Consider the following 17,890-nt stretch of genomic DNA (forward strand, 5'->3'; position numbering starts at 1 on the left):
TGCCCCCGCCCGGCACGATAGCGCCGCGCGGCGAACGGGGTGCGGGGAATGCGAAGTTCACCCCCTAGCCGTCACCTGTGACATGTGAAATATTACCTGCGCTTCGAGAACCGAACTCCCGGAAAGGTCGCCCCCGTTGCGCAGACTTGCCGCGGCGGGAGCGGCGATATCCCTCGCCGCTCTCGCCTTCCTCGCCACCCCCGCCCAGGCGGCCGCCCCTCCCCCGGCGGCCCCCGCCGCCCCGCAGACCGGGCAGGAGGCCGCCCCGCCGCCCGCGCCCCTGGAACTCCGGCGCCAGGCCCTGCGCCGTCAGGCCATGGAGGGCGTCGCGGCCGGCGGCGGCGCCGGCAGCGGTGCGCGCCGGGTCGGCCCGGCCCCCCGCACCGCGAAGATCGGCGACCAGTACGTCGAGCTCTCGCAGGAGCGCAAGGACAAGGTGTTCGTCATCCTCGCCGAATTCGGCGACGAGACGGACCCCCGCTTCGGCGGCACCCCCGGCCCCCTGCACAACACCATCGCCAAGCCGCCCGCGGACGACAACCACACCCTCTGGCGCAAGGACTTCGACCGGGACTTCTACCGGCAGCAGTTCTTCTCCGCCGACCCGGGCGCGGCCTCGATGCGGGCCTACTACGACCTCCAGTCCTCCGGCCGCTACGACCTCGACGGCACGGTCACCGACTGGGTCAAGCTCCCCTACAACGAAGCCCGTTACGGCACCGACAAGTGCACCGAGACCGGCCAGTGCCGCACCAACTGGGACCTGGTGCGCGACGCCACCAAGGCCTGGTACGACTCCGAGCGCGCCAAGGGCCGTACGACGGAGGAGATCAAGGCCGAGCTCGCCCCGTACGACGTGTGGGACCGCTACGACGCCGACCACGACGGCAACTTCGACGAGCCGGACGGCTACCTCGACCACCTGGTGGTCGTCCACGCGGGCAAGGACCAGACCTGGGGCGGCGGCGACCAGGGCAAGGACGCGATCTGGGCCCACCGCTGGTTCGCGTACTGGGACCAGGCCGGCACCGCCGGCCCGGCGGGCAACAAGGCGGGCGGCACGCCGGTCGGCGACACCGGCATCTGGGCCGGCGACTACCTCACCGGCGGCGAGAACAGCGGCGCGGGCCTCTTCTCCCACGAGTTCGGCCACGACCTGGGCCTGCCCGACCTGTACAGCTCGGACGGGGACAACGCCGTCAACTTCTGGTCCCTGATGTCCTCGGCCTCCTACCTGGGCAAGGGCCCCAACACCACGGGCCGGTTCCCGGGCGACCTGGACCCGTGGAGCAAGCTCCAGCTGGGCTGGCTGGACTACACGGAGGCCGACGCGGGCCGCCGCACCCGTGCCACCCTCGGCGTCTCGGGCTACCACACCCAGGACCCCCAGGCCCTCCTGGTCCACCTCCCGCCCTCCACGACACGCACCGAGCTCACCGACCCGTACGAGGGCGCGAGCCAGTGGTGGAGCGGCACCGGTGACTTCATGGACAACACCCTCACCCGCGCCGTGGACCTCTCCGGCGGCCCCGCGACCCTCGACGCCCGCCTCTGGTACGACACGGAACAGGACTTCGACTTCCTCACGGTCGAAGGCTCCTCCGACGGCGGCGCCACCTGGGCCCCGCTGCCCGGCACGGTGAACGGGACGGCCATCCCGGCGAAGGGCGTCTCCGGCACCTCGGCCGGCTGGACCGAGCTCAAGGTCCCCCTCCCGGCCGGCACCACCGCGATCCGCTTCCGCGCCACCTCCGACGGCAACACCCACGGCCGCGGCGCCACCTTCGACGACCTGCGCGTCACCTCCGACGCCGACGGCCGCACCCTCTTCGCCGACGGCGCGGAGAACGCCGCCGGCGACTGGACGGCCCGCAAGTGGTCCCGTACCGAGGGCCGCACGGGCACGGAGTCCCACCCGCGCGCCTACTTCGCGGAGAACCGCCGCTACACGGGCTACGGCTCCTACCTGCGCACCGGCCCGTACAACTTCACCTCCACCGGCAACCGGGTCGAGTTCTACCCCTACCAGCAGGGCGTCCTGCTGTGGCTCTGGGACACCGCCTACAGCGACAACACCACCAAGGCGCACCCGGGTTCGGGCCTGATCCTGCCGGTCGACGCCCGCCCGGAGGCCCTGCGCTTCCCCGACGGCACCCTGGTCAACGCCCGGGCCCAGACCTTCGACGCGACCTTCTCCACCCGCCCCTCCGACCGCGTCACCCTCCACCGGACCGGCAGCACCCTGACGCTCCCCTCCCGCCCGGGTGTCGCCGTCTTCGACGACCACCGCGGCTCCTACTGGAACGCGGACCTCCCGCAGCTGGGCGTCAAGGTCCCCGACACCGGCACCCGCCTCCAGGTGCTGCGCGAGTCCGCGACGACCACCACCCTCCAGCTCTCCCCGTCGACCCCCTGACCCCGGACCTCTGACCCCGGACCCCCACGCACGAGCGCCCCGCCGGGACCCCCCGGCGGGGCGCTCGTCGTGCGGTGCGCGGCCGGTCAGCCGCGGGGCAGGACCGTGGCGAGGACGGACGGCAGGGGGTACCAGTCCGCCGAGGTGATCGAGGCGTGGCGGCCCGCCATCAGCGCCACCCGGTCGCGGGCCTGGGCCTCCGTGGGGTGGACCGCGTCGATCGCCGGGGCCACGTTCTGGGCGTCCGTGGCGATCAGGAGGTAGTGGTTGCGGTCGTACCAGGCGGTGTCGATCGCGCCGGAGGCGTAGGCGGACGCGTCACCGTCGAAGACGACGAACCACGGGCGCAGGCCCGGGTCCGCGTAGCGGCCGCGGGGGTCGCCCGCCTCGGCGCGGTGGACGGCCGGGAAGGCGGCCGCGGTGGAGAGGTGGCCGCGCAGGTACTCGGCGTACTCGCGGTCCGTCCAGAGCTTGTCCGCGCTGTTGCCCTCCTCCACGGTGCCCGGGATCAGCTCGACCAGGAACGTGCCCGCCAGCTGCGCCCGGGTCGGCCAGGCGTCGGCGCGGGCCGCCGTGTCCAGGTCCGGGTAGCCGGCGGCCAGCCGGCCCGGGGTGTAGAGGGCGTCGCCCAGCTTCGAGGTGAGGAGGGCGTCGAGGGCGGCCGGGCCCCGGCCCAGGTTCGCGGCGAAACCGTCCTTGAGCTCCAGCTTGAGGACGATCGGGCGGTGGCCGGGGTGGGCGTCGTGCCAGCTGCGGATGTCGGAGAGGCAGCCCGCCAGGTTCTGGTCACGGGACTTGGTGCGCAGCTGCGCGGGGGTGGTGGCGTTCTCGCAGTTGCTGTTGTTGCCGAAGGGGTTGTCGTGCGAGACGCGCCAGCCGCTGCCGAAGAAGTTGGTCCAGACGTCCAGTTCCAGCATGGCCGCGCCCGAGTCCAGCGCGTCGGCGAGGTAGGGGTACTTGGCCTTCTCGTAGGCGTTGTGGACCCCCACGCCGGTGGACGCCGAGTACCGGAGGTCACCGGGGGCGGAGGCGGTGGAGGCCGGGGCGGCGGGGGCCGAGGCGGCCGGGGTGGCGGAGACGGCGACGGTCGCGAGGGCGGCGGTCAGCAGCGCGGCTGCCGCGCGCAGGCGGGTGCGGATGGGCATGGGTGTGCGGCTCCCCTGGGTTACCGAGTGGTAAGGCGCCTGGAGCGTAGGGGAGTTGGATGAAGAGGGGAAGGACTGGGGATGGCGGGCCGGGGACGGGGTGTGAGGAGGGGCACATTCCGGCCGGGAACCCCGGGGGGCGGTCGGCCGTTCCGGGGGCGACGGGTGATCCTCGGCGGTGGGAGTGGCGCGATGACGGGCAGGGCCGTACGGGTCTGCGTGCTGGCCGGCGTGTGCTGCGCGCTGGTGGCCGCCGGGGTGGCCTTCGGCCTGGGCCGGATGGGGACCGTCGACCGCGGGGACGGGGAGCGGGGACGCTACGTGCAGGACTCCGCGCTCGCCGACGAGGCCGCCGCGGCCGCGCTGGAGAAGCTGACCGAGACGGCCCCCGGGGCCGCGCCGGGGGTGCACGGTTTCGCGGAGGGCGACTGGAAGGCGTCTGACCCCCTGGAGGGCCGGGAGGTGCCGGCCGAGCCCGCGATCGGGGCCCTGTTCTCACCCGGCCCGGACTGGGACGACGACCACCACTGCTCGGGGAGCGTGGTGCACTCCCCCGCCGGGGACCTCGTCGCCACCGCGGCGCACTGCGTGTACGCGGGCGGGTTCCGCAACAACCTGGCCTTCGTGCCGGGCTACGAGGACGGCAAGGCGCCCTACGGGGTGTGGGTGCCCACGCGGATCGACGTGGACCCGCGGTGGATACGGGACTCCGACCCGGACGTCGACGTGGCCTTCATACGGGTGCGCCGCGCCGGGCACCCGGGGCAGCGGCTGGAGGACGTCACGGGGGCGCACCCGATCGGCTTCGGCCGGCAGCTGCCGGTGCCGGCCCGGCTGGTGGGGTACCCGAACGACACCGAGCGGCCGCTGGGCTGTACGCACACGGCCGTCGCCGACGGGCCCACGCAGCTGCGGTTCGACTGCGCGGACGTGCCCGACGGGACCAGCGGCGGTCCCGTCCTGACCGCCGACGGCGCTCTGATCGGGGTCATCGGCGGACGGGACGGGGGCGGGGACGAGACCACCTCGTTCAGCAGCCGTTTCGGGGACGACGTGCGGGCGCTGTACGCGCGGGCCGCACGCGACTGAACCGCTCGCCCCGGACCCCGCCGAGGGCTCGGCCGCAGGCCCCCCGCCGGGCTGCCGGGCGGGGACCGGCGTGGGGGCGTACGTGGGCGTCGTCCGAGCCTGCTGGGTGGTTGTCCGGAGTGTCGTCCATCTTCCGAGTGTGGGGCGGCGCAGCGGCGGCCGGGCAGGTTCCCTCCGGGGCGGACGGGGGCGTGGCGGGGGCGGACGGGGGCACGCCGGTGCGCGGCACCCTCGGGGGCGGCGCACCGGCCCGCGGCGGGCGCGGCGGCCCGGCCCGGCGCGCGGGCGTCCGGGGGGCCGACGGGGGCGTCGGTGCTGGTCACCCTGGCCGGGGGGCCGCGGCCGCGCCCCAGTAAGCTGCGGGTCCGTCCCGCGCATTCGCCCTCTCCCGTTCCCGAGGTACCGCAGTGAGCACCCCAGCAGCACCCCCGGCCGTGGCCGTCGTCGGTCTCGGCGCCGACGGCTGGGCCGGGCTCACCGACACCGCCCGGGGCGCGCTGACCGGCGCCGAGGTCCTGATCGGCGGGCCCCGGCAGCTGGACCTGCTCCCGGCCGGTGAGTGCGCCGGGCTGCGGGTGGCCTGGCCGAGCCCGCTGCGGCCCGCCGTGCCGAAGCTGATGGCCGAGCACGCCGGGCGCCGGATCGCCGTCCTGGCCAGCGGGGACCCCATGTTCTACGGGATCGGCCGCGCGCTCTGCGAGGAGCTGGGCGCCGGCGCGCTCCGCGTCCACCCGCACCCCTCCTCCGTCTCCTACGCCTGCGCCCGCCTGGGCTGGCCGGTGGAGGACACCGAGGTCGTGACCGTCGTCGGCCGGCCCGTGGCCCGGGTGGCGGCCGCCCTGCACGAGGGGCGCCGGCTCCTGGTGCTCAGCGCCGGCGCGGCGACCCCCGGCGAGATCGCCGCTCTCCTGCGCGAGCGGGGCTTCGGCCCCAGCCGGATACGGGTCCTGGAACAGCTCGGCTCCGAGCGCGAGGACACGTACGGCGGCACCGCGGACACCTGGGAGCACGCGCCCGGCGATCCCCTCAACGTGGTCGCCGTGGAGTGCCGCCGCGATCCCGGCGCGCCGGTCCCCCGGCTCGGCGCCACCCCCGGCCTGCCCGACGCCGCGTACGAGCACGACGGGCAGCTGACCAAGCGCCACGTCCGTGCCGCGACCCTCTGCGCCCTGGCCCCCGCCCCCGGCGAACTGCTGTGGGACATCGGCGGCGGCTCCGGCTCCATCGGCATCGAGTGGATGCGCACGCACCCCTCCTGCCGCGCCGTGGCCGTCGAGCGCGTCCCGGAGCGGGCCGGGCGCATCACCCGCAACGCGGCGGCCCTCGGCGTCCCCGGCCTGCGCGTGGTCGTCGGCGCGGCCCCGGCGGCGCTGGAGGGCCTGCCCGCCCCCGACGCCGTGTTCATCGGCGGCGGCCTCACCGCCCCGGGCCTGCTCGACGCCGCCTGGACGGCGCTCGCGCCCGGCGGCCGGCTGGTCGTCAACACGGTGACGCTGGAGTCCGAGGCGGTCCTCGCCGGGCAGCACCGGCGCCTCGGCGGCGAACTGGTGAAGCTGGCCGTCTCGCACGCCGTGCCGGTCGGCGGCTTCACCGGCTGGCGGCAGGCGATGCCCGTCACCCAGTGGTCCGTGACGAAGCCGAAGACCCAAGGAGAATGACATGACCGTGTACTTCATCGGCGCGGGCCCCGGCGCCGCCGACCTCATCACCGTACGCGGCGCCCGCACCCTCGCCGCCGCCCCGGTCTGCCTCTACGCCGGCAGCCTGGTCCCGCGCGAGCTGCTGGCGGAGTGCCCCGAGGGGGCCCGGCTGGTCGACACCTCGCAGCTGAACCTCGACGAGATCGTCGCCGAGTGCGTACGGGCCCACGAGGCGGGCCTGGACGTGGCGCGGCTGCACTCGGGCGACCCGTCCATCTTCAGCGCCGTCGCCGAGCAGATGCGGCGCCTGGACGCGGTCGGCATCCCCTACGAAGTCGTGCCGGGCGTGCCGGCGTTCGCCGCGGCGGCGGCCTCCCTCAAGCGGGAGCTGACCGTCCCGACCGTCGGCCAGACCGTGATCCTGACCAGGATCTCCCAGCAGGCCACCCCAATGCCGCCCGGCGAGGACCTGGCCACCCTCGGCCGCAGCGGGGCCCTGCTGGTGCTGCACCTGGCCACCCGTTACGTGGACCGCGTCGTGGACGAACTGCTGCCGCACTACGGGGCCGAGTGCCCGGTGGCGGTGGTGGCGATGGCCAGCCGCCCCGACGAGCTGATCCTGCGCGGGACGCTCGCCGACATCGCGGGGCAGGTGAAGGAGGCGGGCCTGGTGCGCACCGCCGTCATCGTGGTGGGCCGGACGCTGGGCGCGGAGCAGTTCCGCGACAGCCACCTCTACTCCCCCGAGCGCGACCGGCATGTCTGCTGAGCCGGCGCCCGCCGTACGGGAGCCCGGGCGGCACGTCCTGATCCTGGGCGGGACGACGGAGGCCCGCCGGCTGGCGGAGGCGCTGGCGCGGGACCCCGGGTGCGCGGCGGCGTACCGGGTGACGAACTCCCTGGCGGGCCGGGTCGGTTCGCCGGTGCTGCCGCCGGGCGAGACCCGGATCGGCGGGTTCGGCGGGGTCGAGGGGCTGGCCGGGTGGATCACCGCCCACGGCGTCACGCACGTCGTCGACGCCACGCACCCCTTCGCCGAGCGGATGAGCTTCCACGCGGCCGGGGCGGCGGCACTCACCGGCGTGCCCGTGCTGGCGCTGCGGCGGCCCGGCTGGAGTCCGGGCCCGGGCGACGCCTGGACCTTCGCCGACGACCTCGCGGGGGCCGCCGCCGTGCTGCCGTCCCTCGGCGGGCGGGCCTTCCTCACCACCGGCCGGACCGGCCTGCACTCCTTCGCACACCTCACCGACCTCTGGTTCCTGGTGCGTTCGGTGGACCCGCCCGAGGGGCCGGTGCCGCCCCGGCTGGAGACGGTGCTGGCGCGCGGCCCGTTCGGCCTGGAGCAGGAACGGGAACTGATGGCCCGTCACCGCATCGACGTCCTGGTCACCAAGGACAGCGGCGGCGACGCGACGGCCCCCAAACTCACCGCCGCCCGGGAGGCCGGGATCCCGGTGCTGGTCGTACGCCGCCCGCCGGTACCGGAGGGCCCGGCCCGTGCGGAATCGGTGGGGGCGGCCCTCCACTGGCTCGGCGCCGAAGCGGACGGCACCCTCTAGGGCCTGTCCGACCCTTCACCCCGGGCCCGGCGGGAAGGGTCGGACAGGCCCTAGGGTGGAGGAATGCGGATACGTCGCCCCCACGCCCTCGTCCTGGCCCTCGCCGCCGCGTCGGCACTCGTCACCGGGTGCGGCGGGGGCGCGGCGCCCGAACCCAAGGGCTGGGAGCCCGAGGACGCGCTCCAGCGGGCCGACGAGACCCTGGGCAAGGACGTCGCGGCCGGGGCCCGTGTGACGATGCGGGGCACAGGGTTCCTGAAGGCCGGGATGGAGAAGGACCTGGAGACCGACGGGGAGCGCCCGTACCGCTTCGACATCGCCTGTGACAGCGAGGAGAGCCCCCGGATCACGCTGCTGCTGTCCCGCGACGGCGGCTCCGGGGAGCGCTCGTTCGACGTGTCGTGCACCGCCGGGGAGGTGACCCGGCTGAACCTCCCCGCCGGCCCGGTGCTCAACGCGCACATCGACCCCGCGCCGGAGGAGGACTCCCCGCCGGCCGGGGTGGTGTCGTGGCAGCTGCTCACCCTCGACCCGGCGTCGGTCAAGGGCTGCCCGGACGCGCTGGCGGGCTGCCCGGGCTGAGCCACGCCGGGCCACGGCGGCCCGGCCCAAGGCGCAACACCCCGGGCCGGGCCCCCCTTCACCTCACGTCACCACCGCACCGGCACCGGCACCGGCACGGTCACGGGTACCGGCGCGGGGTCCACGTCACCCGCGACCCGTCGGGCCGCTCGGTCACCTGCGTCTGCGAGGAGCCGATCAGCAGGATCGTCCGCATGTCCACCTCGGACGGCTCCAGTTCGGCCAGCGTCACGATCCGCACCGACTGCTCCGGCCCGCCCACGTCCCGGGCGACGACCACCGGCGTCCGCGGCGGGCGCAGCTCCAGCAGCAGTTCCTTCGCCTGGGCCACCTGCCAGGTCCGGCTGCGCGAGCCCGGGTTGTACAGGGCGAGCACCAGGTCGGCGGCGGCGGCCGCGCGCAGCCGCTCCGCGATGACCTCCCACGGCTTGAGCCGGTCGGAGAGCGAGACGGTGGCGTAGTCGTGGCCCAGCGGGGCCCCGGCCGCGGCGGCCGCCGCGTTGGCCGCCGTCACCCCGGGCAGCACCCGCACCGGCACGTCCGCGTACGCGGGCTGGCCGGCCACCTCCAGTACCGCGGTGGCCATGGCGAAGACCCCGGGGTCGCCGCCGGACACCACGGCGACCCGCTTGCCGCGCCGGGCGAGGTCGAGGGCGAACTCGGCGCGCTCGGACTCCACCTTGTTGTCGGAGCCGTGCCGCACCTGGCCCGGCTTGACCGGCACCCGGTCCAGGTACGTGGTGTAGCCGACGAGCACCTCGGCGTCGGCCAGCGCCCGCTTCGTCTCGGGGGTCAGCCACAGCGGCCCGGCCGGGCCGGTGCCGACGACCACGACCTCGCCGGGGCCGGACGGCACGCTGCCCGGGTTCCCGATCCGGCTGGGCACGACGGCGACGGCGAAGTACGGGACGCTGTCGGGATCGGTGTCGGCCAGGACGCCGGTCCGCTCGCCCTCCATCGTGGCGCGCTCGACGTAACGGGCCTCCGCGAGGCGCCCGCTGCCCTCCATCGCCCGCCGCACGGCGGGGAAGGTGCGGCCGAGCTTCATGACGACCGCCGAGTCGGTGGCGGCGAGGCGGGCGGTGAGCTCCTCCTCGGGCAGGGTGCCGGGCAGGATCGTCAGCACCTCCTCGCCCTCGACCAGCGGGGTGCCCAGGCGGGCGGCGGCGGCGCTGACCGAGGTGACGCCGGGGACGACCTCGGCCTCGTAGCGGTCCGCGAGCCGCTTGTGCATGTGCATGTACGAGCCGTAGAAGAGGGGGTCGCCCTCCGCGAGCACGGCGACGGTCCGGCCGGCGTCCAGGTGCGCGGCCAGGCGGGCGGCGGAGGCCTCGTAGAACTCCTCCATCGCGCCCTGGTAGCCGCCGGGGTGGTCGGTGGTCTCGGTGGTGACCGGGTAGACCAGCGGCTCCTCGACGTGGTCGGCGCGCAGGTGCTTCGCGGCGATCGAACGGGCGATGGAACGGCCGTGGCGGGCACTGTGGTACGCGACCACGTCCGCCTCGGCGATCGCCTCGACGGCCCGCAGGGTCATCAGCGAGGGGTCGCCGGGCCCGAGCCCGACCCCGTACAGCTTGCCCTTCCGCTCCGCGCTCATTCTTCCTCGCTCGCGATCGCGTTGACCGCGGCGGCGGCGATGGCGCTGCCGCCGCGCCGGCCGCGCACGATGAGGTGGTCGAGGCCCGACGGGTGGGCGGCCAGGGCGTCCTTGGACTCGGCGGCGCCGATGAAGCCGACCGGCACGCCGATGACGGCGGCGGGGCGCGGGGCGCCCTCCTCGATCATCTCCAGCAGCCGGAACAGCGCGGTCGGGGCGTTGCCGACGGCGATCACCGCGTTCTCCAACAGGCCGCGGTCGCGCCAGACTTCGAGGGCGGCGGCGCTGCGGGTGGTGCCCATCTTCGCGGCCAGGGCGGGCACGGCCGGGTCCGAGAGGGTGCAGATGACCTCGTTGTCGGCGGGCAGCCGCTTGCGGGTGACCCCGCTGGCGACCATCTGCACGTCGCACAGGATGGGCGCACCGGCGTGCAGGGCGGCACGGGCCCGCAGGACGACGTCGGGGGTGTAGCCGAGGTCCTGGGGGAGGTCGGTCATGCCACATGCGTGAATCATGCGCACCGCGACCTGGGCGACCGAGGCGGGCAGCCCGGAGAGGTCCGCCTCGGCGCGGATCGTGGCAAAGGACTGGCGGTAGATCGCGGCGCCGTCCTTCTCGTACTCGAACACGGTGTACTCGCTCATTTCTTCACTGCGGCTTCGGTTGTGGTGGGGGTGGTGCGTGCGGCCGTGAGGGTGGCCGCCAGATCTGCGTGCGGGACGGGCCGCGCGTCGAGTTCGTAGCCGTCGGGGGTGGCGACGAGGTCCACCCACGCGCTGCCGCGCGGATGCCCGCACCGGCGGGCGCACCCCGACCAGTGCACGGGCAGCTCGGCGGCCTCCGTTTGCCCTTGTACGACGGCACGCGCGTCGGCGCGTACGTCCGCGAGGGACTTGGCGCAACCGGGCTTTCCGGTACAGGCGGTGACGGTCCGCCAGGGGCTTTCGGGCCGGACGACGAGGCCGGCCGCCTCGATGCGCCCGCCGTCGTCGGCCGCGGCGCGCGGGAGGACGACGCTGCGCCACGGGGTCACGCGCAGCTCGCCGTCCCCGCCGTCGGCGGCCTCGGCCAGGACCCGCCACTGCGCGGCGCCGACCCGCCCGAGCGGGGGCAGCACGCACAGCCCGGCCGCGCCCACGCGCCCGGGCCGGGGCGGCTCGGCGTACGGCCAGACCACCTCGGACACGTGTCCGGCGGCGATCCCGGCGGCGGCCAGCCTCCGGACGAACTCCCTTGCGTCCAGCGCGTGTTCGAGGGGTAGCTCGGCCACCCGCCAGGCCCGTGTCCCGGCGGCCCGGGCGGCGTCGAGGAAGTACTCGGCGGCCACCAGCGCCGCCCGAGCCGCGTCACCACCCTCGACCTCCACCCCGCCCACCCCAGCCCCGAGCCGCACCACGACGAAACCCCCGCCACGGGGGCCGGGGCCGCCGCCGCGGCCGGTGTCGGCCAGCACCGTCACATCGGGGTCGAGGGCGGCCACGTCCCCGCGCCCGTCGTCCAGGGCGAACAGGAACCTCCCGGACAGCTCCGCCGCCCGGGCACTGGCGCACAGCAGCCGGTCGAGTTCCCGGACCCAGCCGACGATTTGGGGCCCGCCCAGCGGACTGGCCACGATGTTCCGCACCCGCTCGTGGCTGGGCGCGGGCAGCAGCCCGGCGCCGTCCAGCAGCTCCGCGAGCCCGCCGCCGCAGCCGTCGGCGAGGCCGCGCAGCTGGACGTTGCCGCGGGAGGTGAGCTCCAGGTGCCCGTCGCCGAACCGCTCGGCGGCGTGCGCGAGCGTCCGGGCCTGCCGGGTGGTGAGCAGCCCGCCGGGGATCCGGACGCGCGCGAGGTACCCGTCGTCGGCGGCGTGCAGCCGCAGCGCGCCGGGGCAGGCGTCACCGCGTTCACGTATGACGGGTTCGTCCCGCGATGCGGCGGAAGGTGGCTGGGGCGGCATGGCCGCGAGCATACCCACGATTCCCCACCCCCGACCTGTGTCCGTCGCCACCCCGACCAGGGGGTCCCTCCATTTCCGGTGCCCCGTGCACCTGTGGGCCCCAACCGACACCTGACCAGTCAGACCAGCCCAAATCCAGCCTCGCCCGGGGTTACCCCCAGCGGTGGCTGGGGGAGTTTGCGGCGCAGCCCACCGGGCAGAGCCCCGGCAGCGGCGCCGCCCCGGACCCACCCCACCCCACCCCACCTCCCGGCCAGGGAAAAGGCCACCTAAGATGACCTTCCGGCGGACCACTCGGCCCGCCACCGCCGAGGACGGCGACATGGGAGGAAGCCCGGTGCGATTCCGGCGCGGTCCCGCCACTGTGAGCCCCGCGGAGCGATCCGCGGGGTGAGTCAGGAACTCCCGCTGTCCTCACTGCCCGGGGCGCGGAAACCCCGAGGAAGGCCTGCCGCCGCATGATCCTGCTGCTGTCGACGTCCGACACCGATCTGCTCAGCGCCCGCGCCGCGAACACCGCCGGCGGCCCCGTGCCGTACCGGTTCGCGAACCCCTCCCGCCTCCCGCTCGACGACCTCCCCGGCCTCCTCGACGGGGCCCAGCTGGTCGTCGTACGCCTCCTCGGCGGCCTCCGCGCCTGGCAGGACGGCCTCGACGTGCTCCTCGCCGCCGACCAGACCCGCCCCGTGGTGGTCCTGACCGGCGAACAGGCCCCGGACGCCCAGCTGATGGAGGCCTCCACGGTCCCCATCGGCATCGCCGCCGAAGCGCACCGCTACCTCGCGCACGGCGGCCCGGCCAACCTCGACCAGCTGGCCCGCTTCCTCTCCGACACGGTCCTGCTCACCGGCCACGGCTTCGAGCCCCCGGCCGCCTCCCCCACCTGGGGCCCCCTGGACCGCCCCGCCACGGAGGCGACCGGTCCGCAGATCGCGGTGCTCTACTACCGCGCCCACCAGATGAGCGGCAACACCGCCTTCGTGCACGCCCTCTGCGACGCCGTCGAGGCCAAGGGCGGCCGCCCCCTCCCCCTCTACGTCTCCTCCCTGCGCACCCCGGAGCCGGAGCTCCTGGAGGCCCTGGCCTCCGCCGACGCCATCGTCACCACCGTCCTCGCCGCCGGCGGCACCCGTCCCGCCACCGCCTCCGCGGGCGGCGACGACGAGTCCTGGGACGCGGGCGCCCTGGCGGGTCTCGGCGTGCCGATCCTCCAGGCCCTGTGCCTGACGGGCTCCCGCAGCACCTGGGAGGAGAACGACGAGGGCCTCTCCCCCCTCGACGCCGCCACCCAGGTCGCCGTGCCCGAGTTCGACGGCCGCCTGATCACCGTCCCGTTCTCCTTCAAGGAGATCGACGAGGACGGCCTGCCCGCCTACGTCGCCGACGCCGAGCGCGCCGCCCGCGTGGCCGGCATCGCCGTGCGCCACGCCCGCCTGCGCCACATCGGCCCCGCCGACAAGAAGATCGCCCTCGTCCTCTCCGCGTACCCCACCAAGCACTCCCGCATCGGCAACGCGGTAGGCCTGGACACCCCGGCCAGCGCGGTGGAACTCCTGCGCACCCTGATCTCCCACGGCTACGACTTCGGCCCCGAGGCCGACATCCCCGGCCTGGTCTCCGGTGACGGCGACGAGCTGATCCGCGCCCTGATCGAGGCCGGCGGCCACGACCAGGACTGGCTCACCGAGGAGCAGCTGGCCCGCAACCCCGTCCGCATCCCGGCGGCCGACTACAAGCGCTGGTTCGCCGAGCTCCCCGCGGACCTGCGCGAGAGCGTCGAGGAACACTGGGGCGAGGCCCCCGGCAACATGTTCGTCGACCGCTCCGCCAACCCCGAGGGCGACATCGTCCTCGCGGCCCTGCGCCGCGGGAACCTCCTGATCCTGATCCAGCCGCCGCGCGGCTTCGGCGAGAACCCGATCGCGATCTACCACGACCCGGACCTGCCGCCCTCGCACCACTACCTGGCCGCGTACCGCTGGATCCAGGCATCATCGACCGACGGCGGCTTCGGCGCCGACGCGATGATCCACCTGGGCAAGCACGGCAACCTCGAATGGCTGCCCGGCAAGAACGCGGGCCTGTCCGCCTCCTGCTCCCCGGACGCCGCCCTCGGCGACCTCCCCCTGGTCTACCCCTTCCTGGTCAACGACCCGGGCGAGGGCACCCAGGCCAAGCGCCGGGTCCACGCCACCCTGGTCGACCACCTGGTCCCGCCGATGGCCCGCGCCGAGTCGTACGGCGACATCGCCCGCCTGGAGCAGCACCTGGACGAGTACGCCCAGATCAGCTCCATGGACCCGTCCAAGCTCCCGGCGATCCGGGCCCAGATCTGGACCCTGATCCAGGCGGCGAAGCTCGACCACGACCTCGGCCTCGACGAGCGCCCCGACGACGACGGCTTCGACGACTTCCTCCTGCACGTCGACGGCTGGCTGTGCGAGGTCAAGGACGCCCAGATCCGCGACGGCCTGCACGTCCTGGGCGGCGCCCCGACCGGTGAGGCCCGCGTCAACCTGATCCTGTCCATCCTGCGCGCCCGCCAGATCTGGGGCGGCACCTCCGCCCTCCCGGGCCTGCGCGAGGCCCTCGGCCTCGACGAGTCCGCGGCCACCCGTACCGCGGCCGACACCATCGAGGAGACGGCCCGCGCCCTGGTCCAGGCGATGGAGGACGCGGACTGGAACCCGTCGGCGGTCGCCGCGGTCGCGGCGGGCCACCCTTCCGCCGTCTCGGACATCCTCACCTTCGCGGCGACCGAGGTGGCCCCCCGCCTGGCCGGCACCACGGCCGAGATCTCGAACGTCCTCACCGCCCTGGACGGCGGCTTCGTCCCGGCCGGCCCCTCCGGCTCGCCGCTGCGCGGCCTGGTCAACGTCCTCCCGACGGGCCGCAACTTCTACTCGGTCGACCCCAAGGCCGTCCCGTCCCGCCTCGCCTGGGAGACCGGCCAGGCCCTGGCCGACTCCCTCCTCACCCGCTACCGCGCGGACCACTACGACGAGTGGCCGGCCTCGGTAGGCCTCTCCCTCTGGGGCACGAGCGCGATGCGCACGGCGGGCGACGACGTCGCGGAAGCCCTCGCCCTCCTCGGCATCCGCCCGGTCTGGGACGAGGCCTCCCGCCGCGTCACGGGCATCGAGGCGATCCCCCTCAATGAACTCGGCCGCCCCCGAATCGACGTGACCCTCCGCATCTCGGGCTTCTTCCGCGACGCGTTCCCGCACGTCATCGGCCTCCTGGACGACGCGGTCCGGCTGGCGGCCTCCCTGGACGAGCCACACACCGAGAACTTCATCCGAGCCCACGCCCAGGCCGACCTCGCCACCCACGGCGACGAACGCAAGGCCACCACCCGCATCTTCGGCTCCCGCCCGGGCACCTACGGCGCGGGCATCCTCCAGCTGATCGACTCCCGCGACTGGCGCACCGACGCCGACCTCGCGGAGGTCTACACGGTCTGGGGCGGCTACGCGTACGGCCGCGGCCTGGAGGGCCGCCCGGCCCGCACCGAAATGGAGACGGCCTACAAGCGCATCACGGTCGCCGCGAAGAACACCGACACCCGCGAACACGACATCGCGGACTCGGACGACTACTTCCAGTACCACGGCGGCATGGTGGCCACGGTCCGCGCCCTGCGCGGCACGGCCCCCGAGGCCTACATCGGCGACTCCACCCGCCCGGAAACGGTCAAGACCCGCACCCTGGTGGAGGAAACCAGCCGGGTCTTCCGAGCCCGCGTCGTGAACCCCAAGTGGATCGAGGCGATGCGCCGCCACGGCTACAAGGGCGCCTTCGAACTCGCGGCGACGGTCGACTACCTCTTCGGCTACGACGCCACCACCGGCGTCGTAGCGGACTGGATGTACGACAAGCTCACGGAAACCTACGTCCTCGACCCCACCAACCGCGCCTTCCTGGAGGAAGCCAACCCCTGGGCCCTCCACGGCATCGCGGAACGCCTCCTGGAGGCCGAGTCCCGCGGCATGTGGGAAAAGCCGGACCCCCAGATCCTAGAATCCCTCCGCCAGGTCTACCTGGACACGGAGGGCAACCTCGAAGGCGAAGCCGAGTAGGGACACCAGTCCCAACTGAACGGGCCGGCCTCCTCACCCCGCAGGGGTGAGGAGGCCGGCCCGTTGCGCAATCGGCCGTCCAGCCGCTACACCTTCGCGGTCTGGTTCAGCGCGACCTATACAAACCAGACACTCATCCGAGGCTCCGACACCACGCTCAAATGCGGCACACTCTCAGATCGACACCCCAGCCAAGGCGGCATCACGGACATACCTGCCAAACCCTGGAGATGAAGCAGCAAGGGCAGCGGAGACTGCACACCGGGAGACCTCAGGCAGCTCACACCAGGGCAGCTAACCTCCTCGACCGGCCGCACCGCGCGAGGGATCTCCCAGACCAGCTCCCTCGCGCCTGCCGATACCCGTGGCGCGCAGACACGGGGCCGACGTCAGCCTCTCAAGTCAGCCGAATTCATCGAAACCGGCCTCGAAATGGGGCGTCACCCCTCTCGCCTCACGGTGACAGCTGAGCGAAAGTACTCAAATCGAGCCGAATTTGAATCCGCGAACTCCAGGATGTCCAAAGCCGTCTCCCTGTCCCCCGATACCGCCTCGCGATAGATCAGCCAGATCCCTTCTTCCACTGCGGCACGACAGTCCATCTCCAGGTCAGGTAGGCCCGCCTCCACCTCAGTCACATGCGACTCCCCTGTAACCAGATACCAAAGCATGTTCAGGAAGTGAGCCCTAGTGAAGTGAGGTAGCTCCTCTGCCAAGGCGGCAAGTATCACGGGCACGGCGTGTGGCGCCACTTGGAACAACATGGCCTGTCGCTCCAAGTGACCATCGAGCGTGTACCCAACCGTTTCCTGGAGGCTACGCGCCTGAATGAGCGCGGCGAACGAGGAAGAAATATGCGCCCCCGACCGTCCACACCCACACCGCAGGGAAGCCCAGTCATGCCGCGCAAGCTCAACGAGAGATGCCCTCATCCCGCCGCCCCCAGCATCCACGGCCCAGCGGGGTCGTACAGGACACCCGAGACGAAGTTATCCGACCCATAGTTCCCCTGGCACACAGTGCATATCTCCTTCTCCTGCAGTACCTTACCCAGGCCGTCACCGACATCCTCTCTCCGCATGGCGCGGGTGAAAATCACATCGTCTGCCGCCCACCCAGTTGCGCTTAGGATATTCGGCTCGGCACAACTTCCATTTCCAGAACAGCTTACAGCGATATCACCGGTGCGCTTATTCACTGCTGCCGTATAGGTACGCGACTTCGCCGCTCCTGTGGCCGTCCGTGCGGCTTCGTCACGGATGGCACTGGCGTCCGCGATCCTCCCCTCCATATTCCAGTTACCCTGGGCGCGGTCCACAATCAGTGTGGGCTTGAATTTCCCCTGGGGACCTCGCGTGCCAGTCGGGCAGTTATGGACGAGAACCGGCGATGCCGCCGCCAGCACATAGTACGCGTGGAGGTCATCGAGGGACTGTAAATCGTTCGGTGTAACTCCCGATCATGGAGGATGCACCGATGACGAGTGACAACGTGACCGAGGCAGAGACCGTCGAGCCCTCTGAGCCGACGCCGTCGAGGGCGGTGGATGACCGGCTGATCGACGAGCTGGTCTCCCGCGCCCAGGCCGAGGGCCTGCAGCTGACCGGCGAGGGCGGGTTGCTGCAGCAGCTGACGAAGCGGCTGCTGGAGTCCGCCCTGGAGGGCGAGATCACCGACCACCTCGGCTATGACAAGCACGACCCGGCCGGGAAGAACGGCGGCAACTCCCGCAACGGGACCCGCGCGAAGACCGTGCTGACCGATGTCGGTCCGGTCGAGATATCCGTGCCCCGCGACCGCGACGGATCCTTCGAACCAAAGATTGTCCGCAAGCGGCAGAAGCG

Annotated in this window: 12 protein-coding genes and 1 riboswitch; of the genes, 8 read left to right on the forward strand and 4 right to left on the reverse strand. The window is 73.6% G+C overall.

The window, feature by feature from the left end:
* Positions 1-136: 136 nt before the first annotated feature.
* Positions 137-2,416, forward strand: a complete 2,280-nt coding sequence (locus ACFY0O_RS17285) for an immune inhibitor A domain-containing protein (protein WP_388947504.1) — start codon at positions 137-139, stop codon at positions 2,414-2,416.
* An 86-nt stretch (positions 2,417-2,502) separates the two neighbouring features.
* Here the strand turns inward: ACFY0O_RS17285 and ACFY0O_RS17290 are convergent, their stop codons facing one another.
* Positions 2,503-3,561 (reverse strand): phosphatidylinositol-specific phospholipase C domain-containing protein, encoded by a 1,059-nt coding sequence (locus ACFY0O_RS17290; RefSeq protein WP_388947505.1) that lies wholly within the window; start codon positions 3,559-3,561, stop codon positions 2,503-2,505.
* A 192-nt stretch (positions 3,562-3,753) separates the two neighbouring features.
* Here ACFY0O_RS17290 and ACFY0O_RS17295 point away from each other — a divergent pair, with 192 nt between their 5' ends.
* From ACFY0O_RS17295 to ACFY0O_RS17315, 5 genes are all read left to right on the forward strand, one after another.
* A complete protein-coding gene (locus ACFY0O_RS17295; protein ID WP_388947506.1) occupies positions 3,754-4,650 on the forward strand; it encodes a trypsin-like serine peptidase in 897 nt (298 codons plus the stop codon).
* Between the two features lie 407 nt (positions 4,651-5,057).
* The gene (cbiE, locus tag ACFY0O_RS17300) at positions 5,058-6,308 is read left to right on the forward strand and encodes a precorrin-6y C5,15-methyltransferase (decarboxylating) subunit CbiE (protein WP_388947507.1); all 1,251 of its coding nucleotides are present in this window, start codon (positions 5,058-5,060) and stop codon (positions 6,306-6,308) included.
* A 1-nt stretch (position 6,309) separates the two neighbouring features.
* Positions 6,310-7,059, forward strand: coding sequence for a precorrin-4 C(11)-methyltransferase (cobM, locus tag ACFY0O_RS17305; RefSeq protein WP_388947508.1), 750 nt, complete (start codon positions 6,310-6,312; stop codon positions 7,057-7,059).
* Positions 7,049-7,849 carry a cobalt-precorrin-6A reductase gene (locus ACFY0O_RS17310; RefSeq protein ID WP_388947509.1) on the forward strand — a complete coding sequence of 267 codons (801 nt, stop codon included), beginning with the start codon at positions 7,049-7,051 and terminating at the stop codon, positions 7,847-7,849. Before cobM ends, ACFY0O_RS17310 begins: the two co-directional genes overlap by 11 nt.
* 63 nt (positions 7,850-7,912) lie before the next feature.
* Entirely contained in the window at positions 7,913-8,431 is a 519-nt protein-coding gene (locus tag ACFY0O_RS17315) for a hypothetical protein (protein ID WP_388947510.1), read from the forward strand.
* 100 nt (positions 8,432-8,531) lie between these two features.
* Here the strand turns inward: ACFY0O_RS17315 and ACFY0O_RS17320 are convergent, their stop codons facing one another.
* From ACFY0O_RS17320 to ACFY0O_RS17330, 3 genes are read right to left on the reverse strand one after another with little or no spacing between them, the layout of a single operon-like run.
* Complete coding sequence (locus ACFY0O_RS17320) at positions 8,532-10,028, reverse strand: precorrin-2 C(20)-methyltransferase (protein WP_388947511.1); 1,497 nt, start codon at positions 10,026-10,028, stop codon at positions 8,532-8,534.
* The gene (locus tag ACFY0O_RS17325; RefSeq protein WP_388947512.1) at positions 10,025-10,672 is read right to left on the reverse strand and encodes a precorrin-8X methylmutase; all 648 of its coding nucleotides are present in this window, start codon (positions 10,670-10,672) and stop codon (positions 10,025-10,027) included. The genes ACFY0O_RS17320 and ACFY0O_RS17325 overlap by 4 nt, the downstream gene beginning before the upstream one ends.
* Entirely contained in the window at positions 10,669-11,979 is a 1,311-nt protein-coding gene (locus ACFY0O_RS17330) for a cobalamin biosynthesis protein CobG (RefSeq protein ID WP_388947539.1), read from the reverse strand. Before ACFY0O_RS17330 ends, ACFY0O_RS17325 begins: the two co-directional genes overlap by 4 nt.
* Positions 11,980-12,293: 314 nt before the next feature.
* A riboswitch (cobalamin riboswitch) is annotated at positions 12,294-12,372 on the forward strand.
* Positions 12,373-12,425: 53 nt separating this feature from the next.
* Here ACFY0O_RS17330 and cobN point away from each other — a divergent pair.
* Both cobN and ACFY0O_RS17340 read left to right on the forward strand, forming a co-directional pair.
* Positions 12,426-16,046, forward strand: coding sequence for a cobaltochelatase subunit CobN (gene cobN / locus ACFY0O_RS17335; RefSeq protein ID WP_388947513.1), 3,621 nt, complete (start codon positions 12,426-12,428; stop codon positions 16,044-16,046).
* 1,476 nt (positions 16,047-17,522) lie between these two features.
* A partial coding sequence (locus tag ACFY0O_RS17340) for a transposase (RefSeq protein ID WP_388947514.1) occupies positions 17,523-17,890 on the forward strand: 368 nt, incomplete at its 3' end.

This window comes from Streptomyces sp. NPDC001594 (assembly GCF_042893675.1).
Lineage (GTDB): Bacteria > Actinomycetota > Actinomycetes > Streptomycetales > Streptomycetaceae > Streptomyces.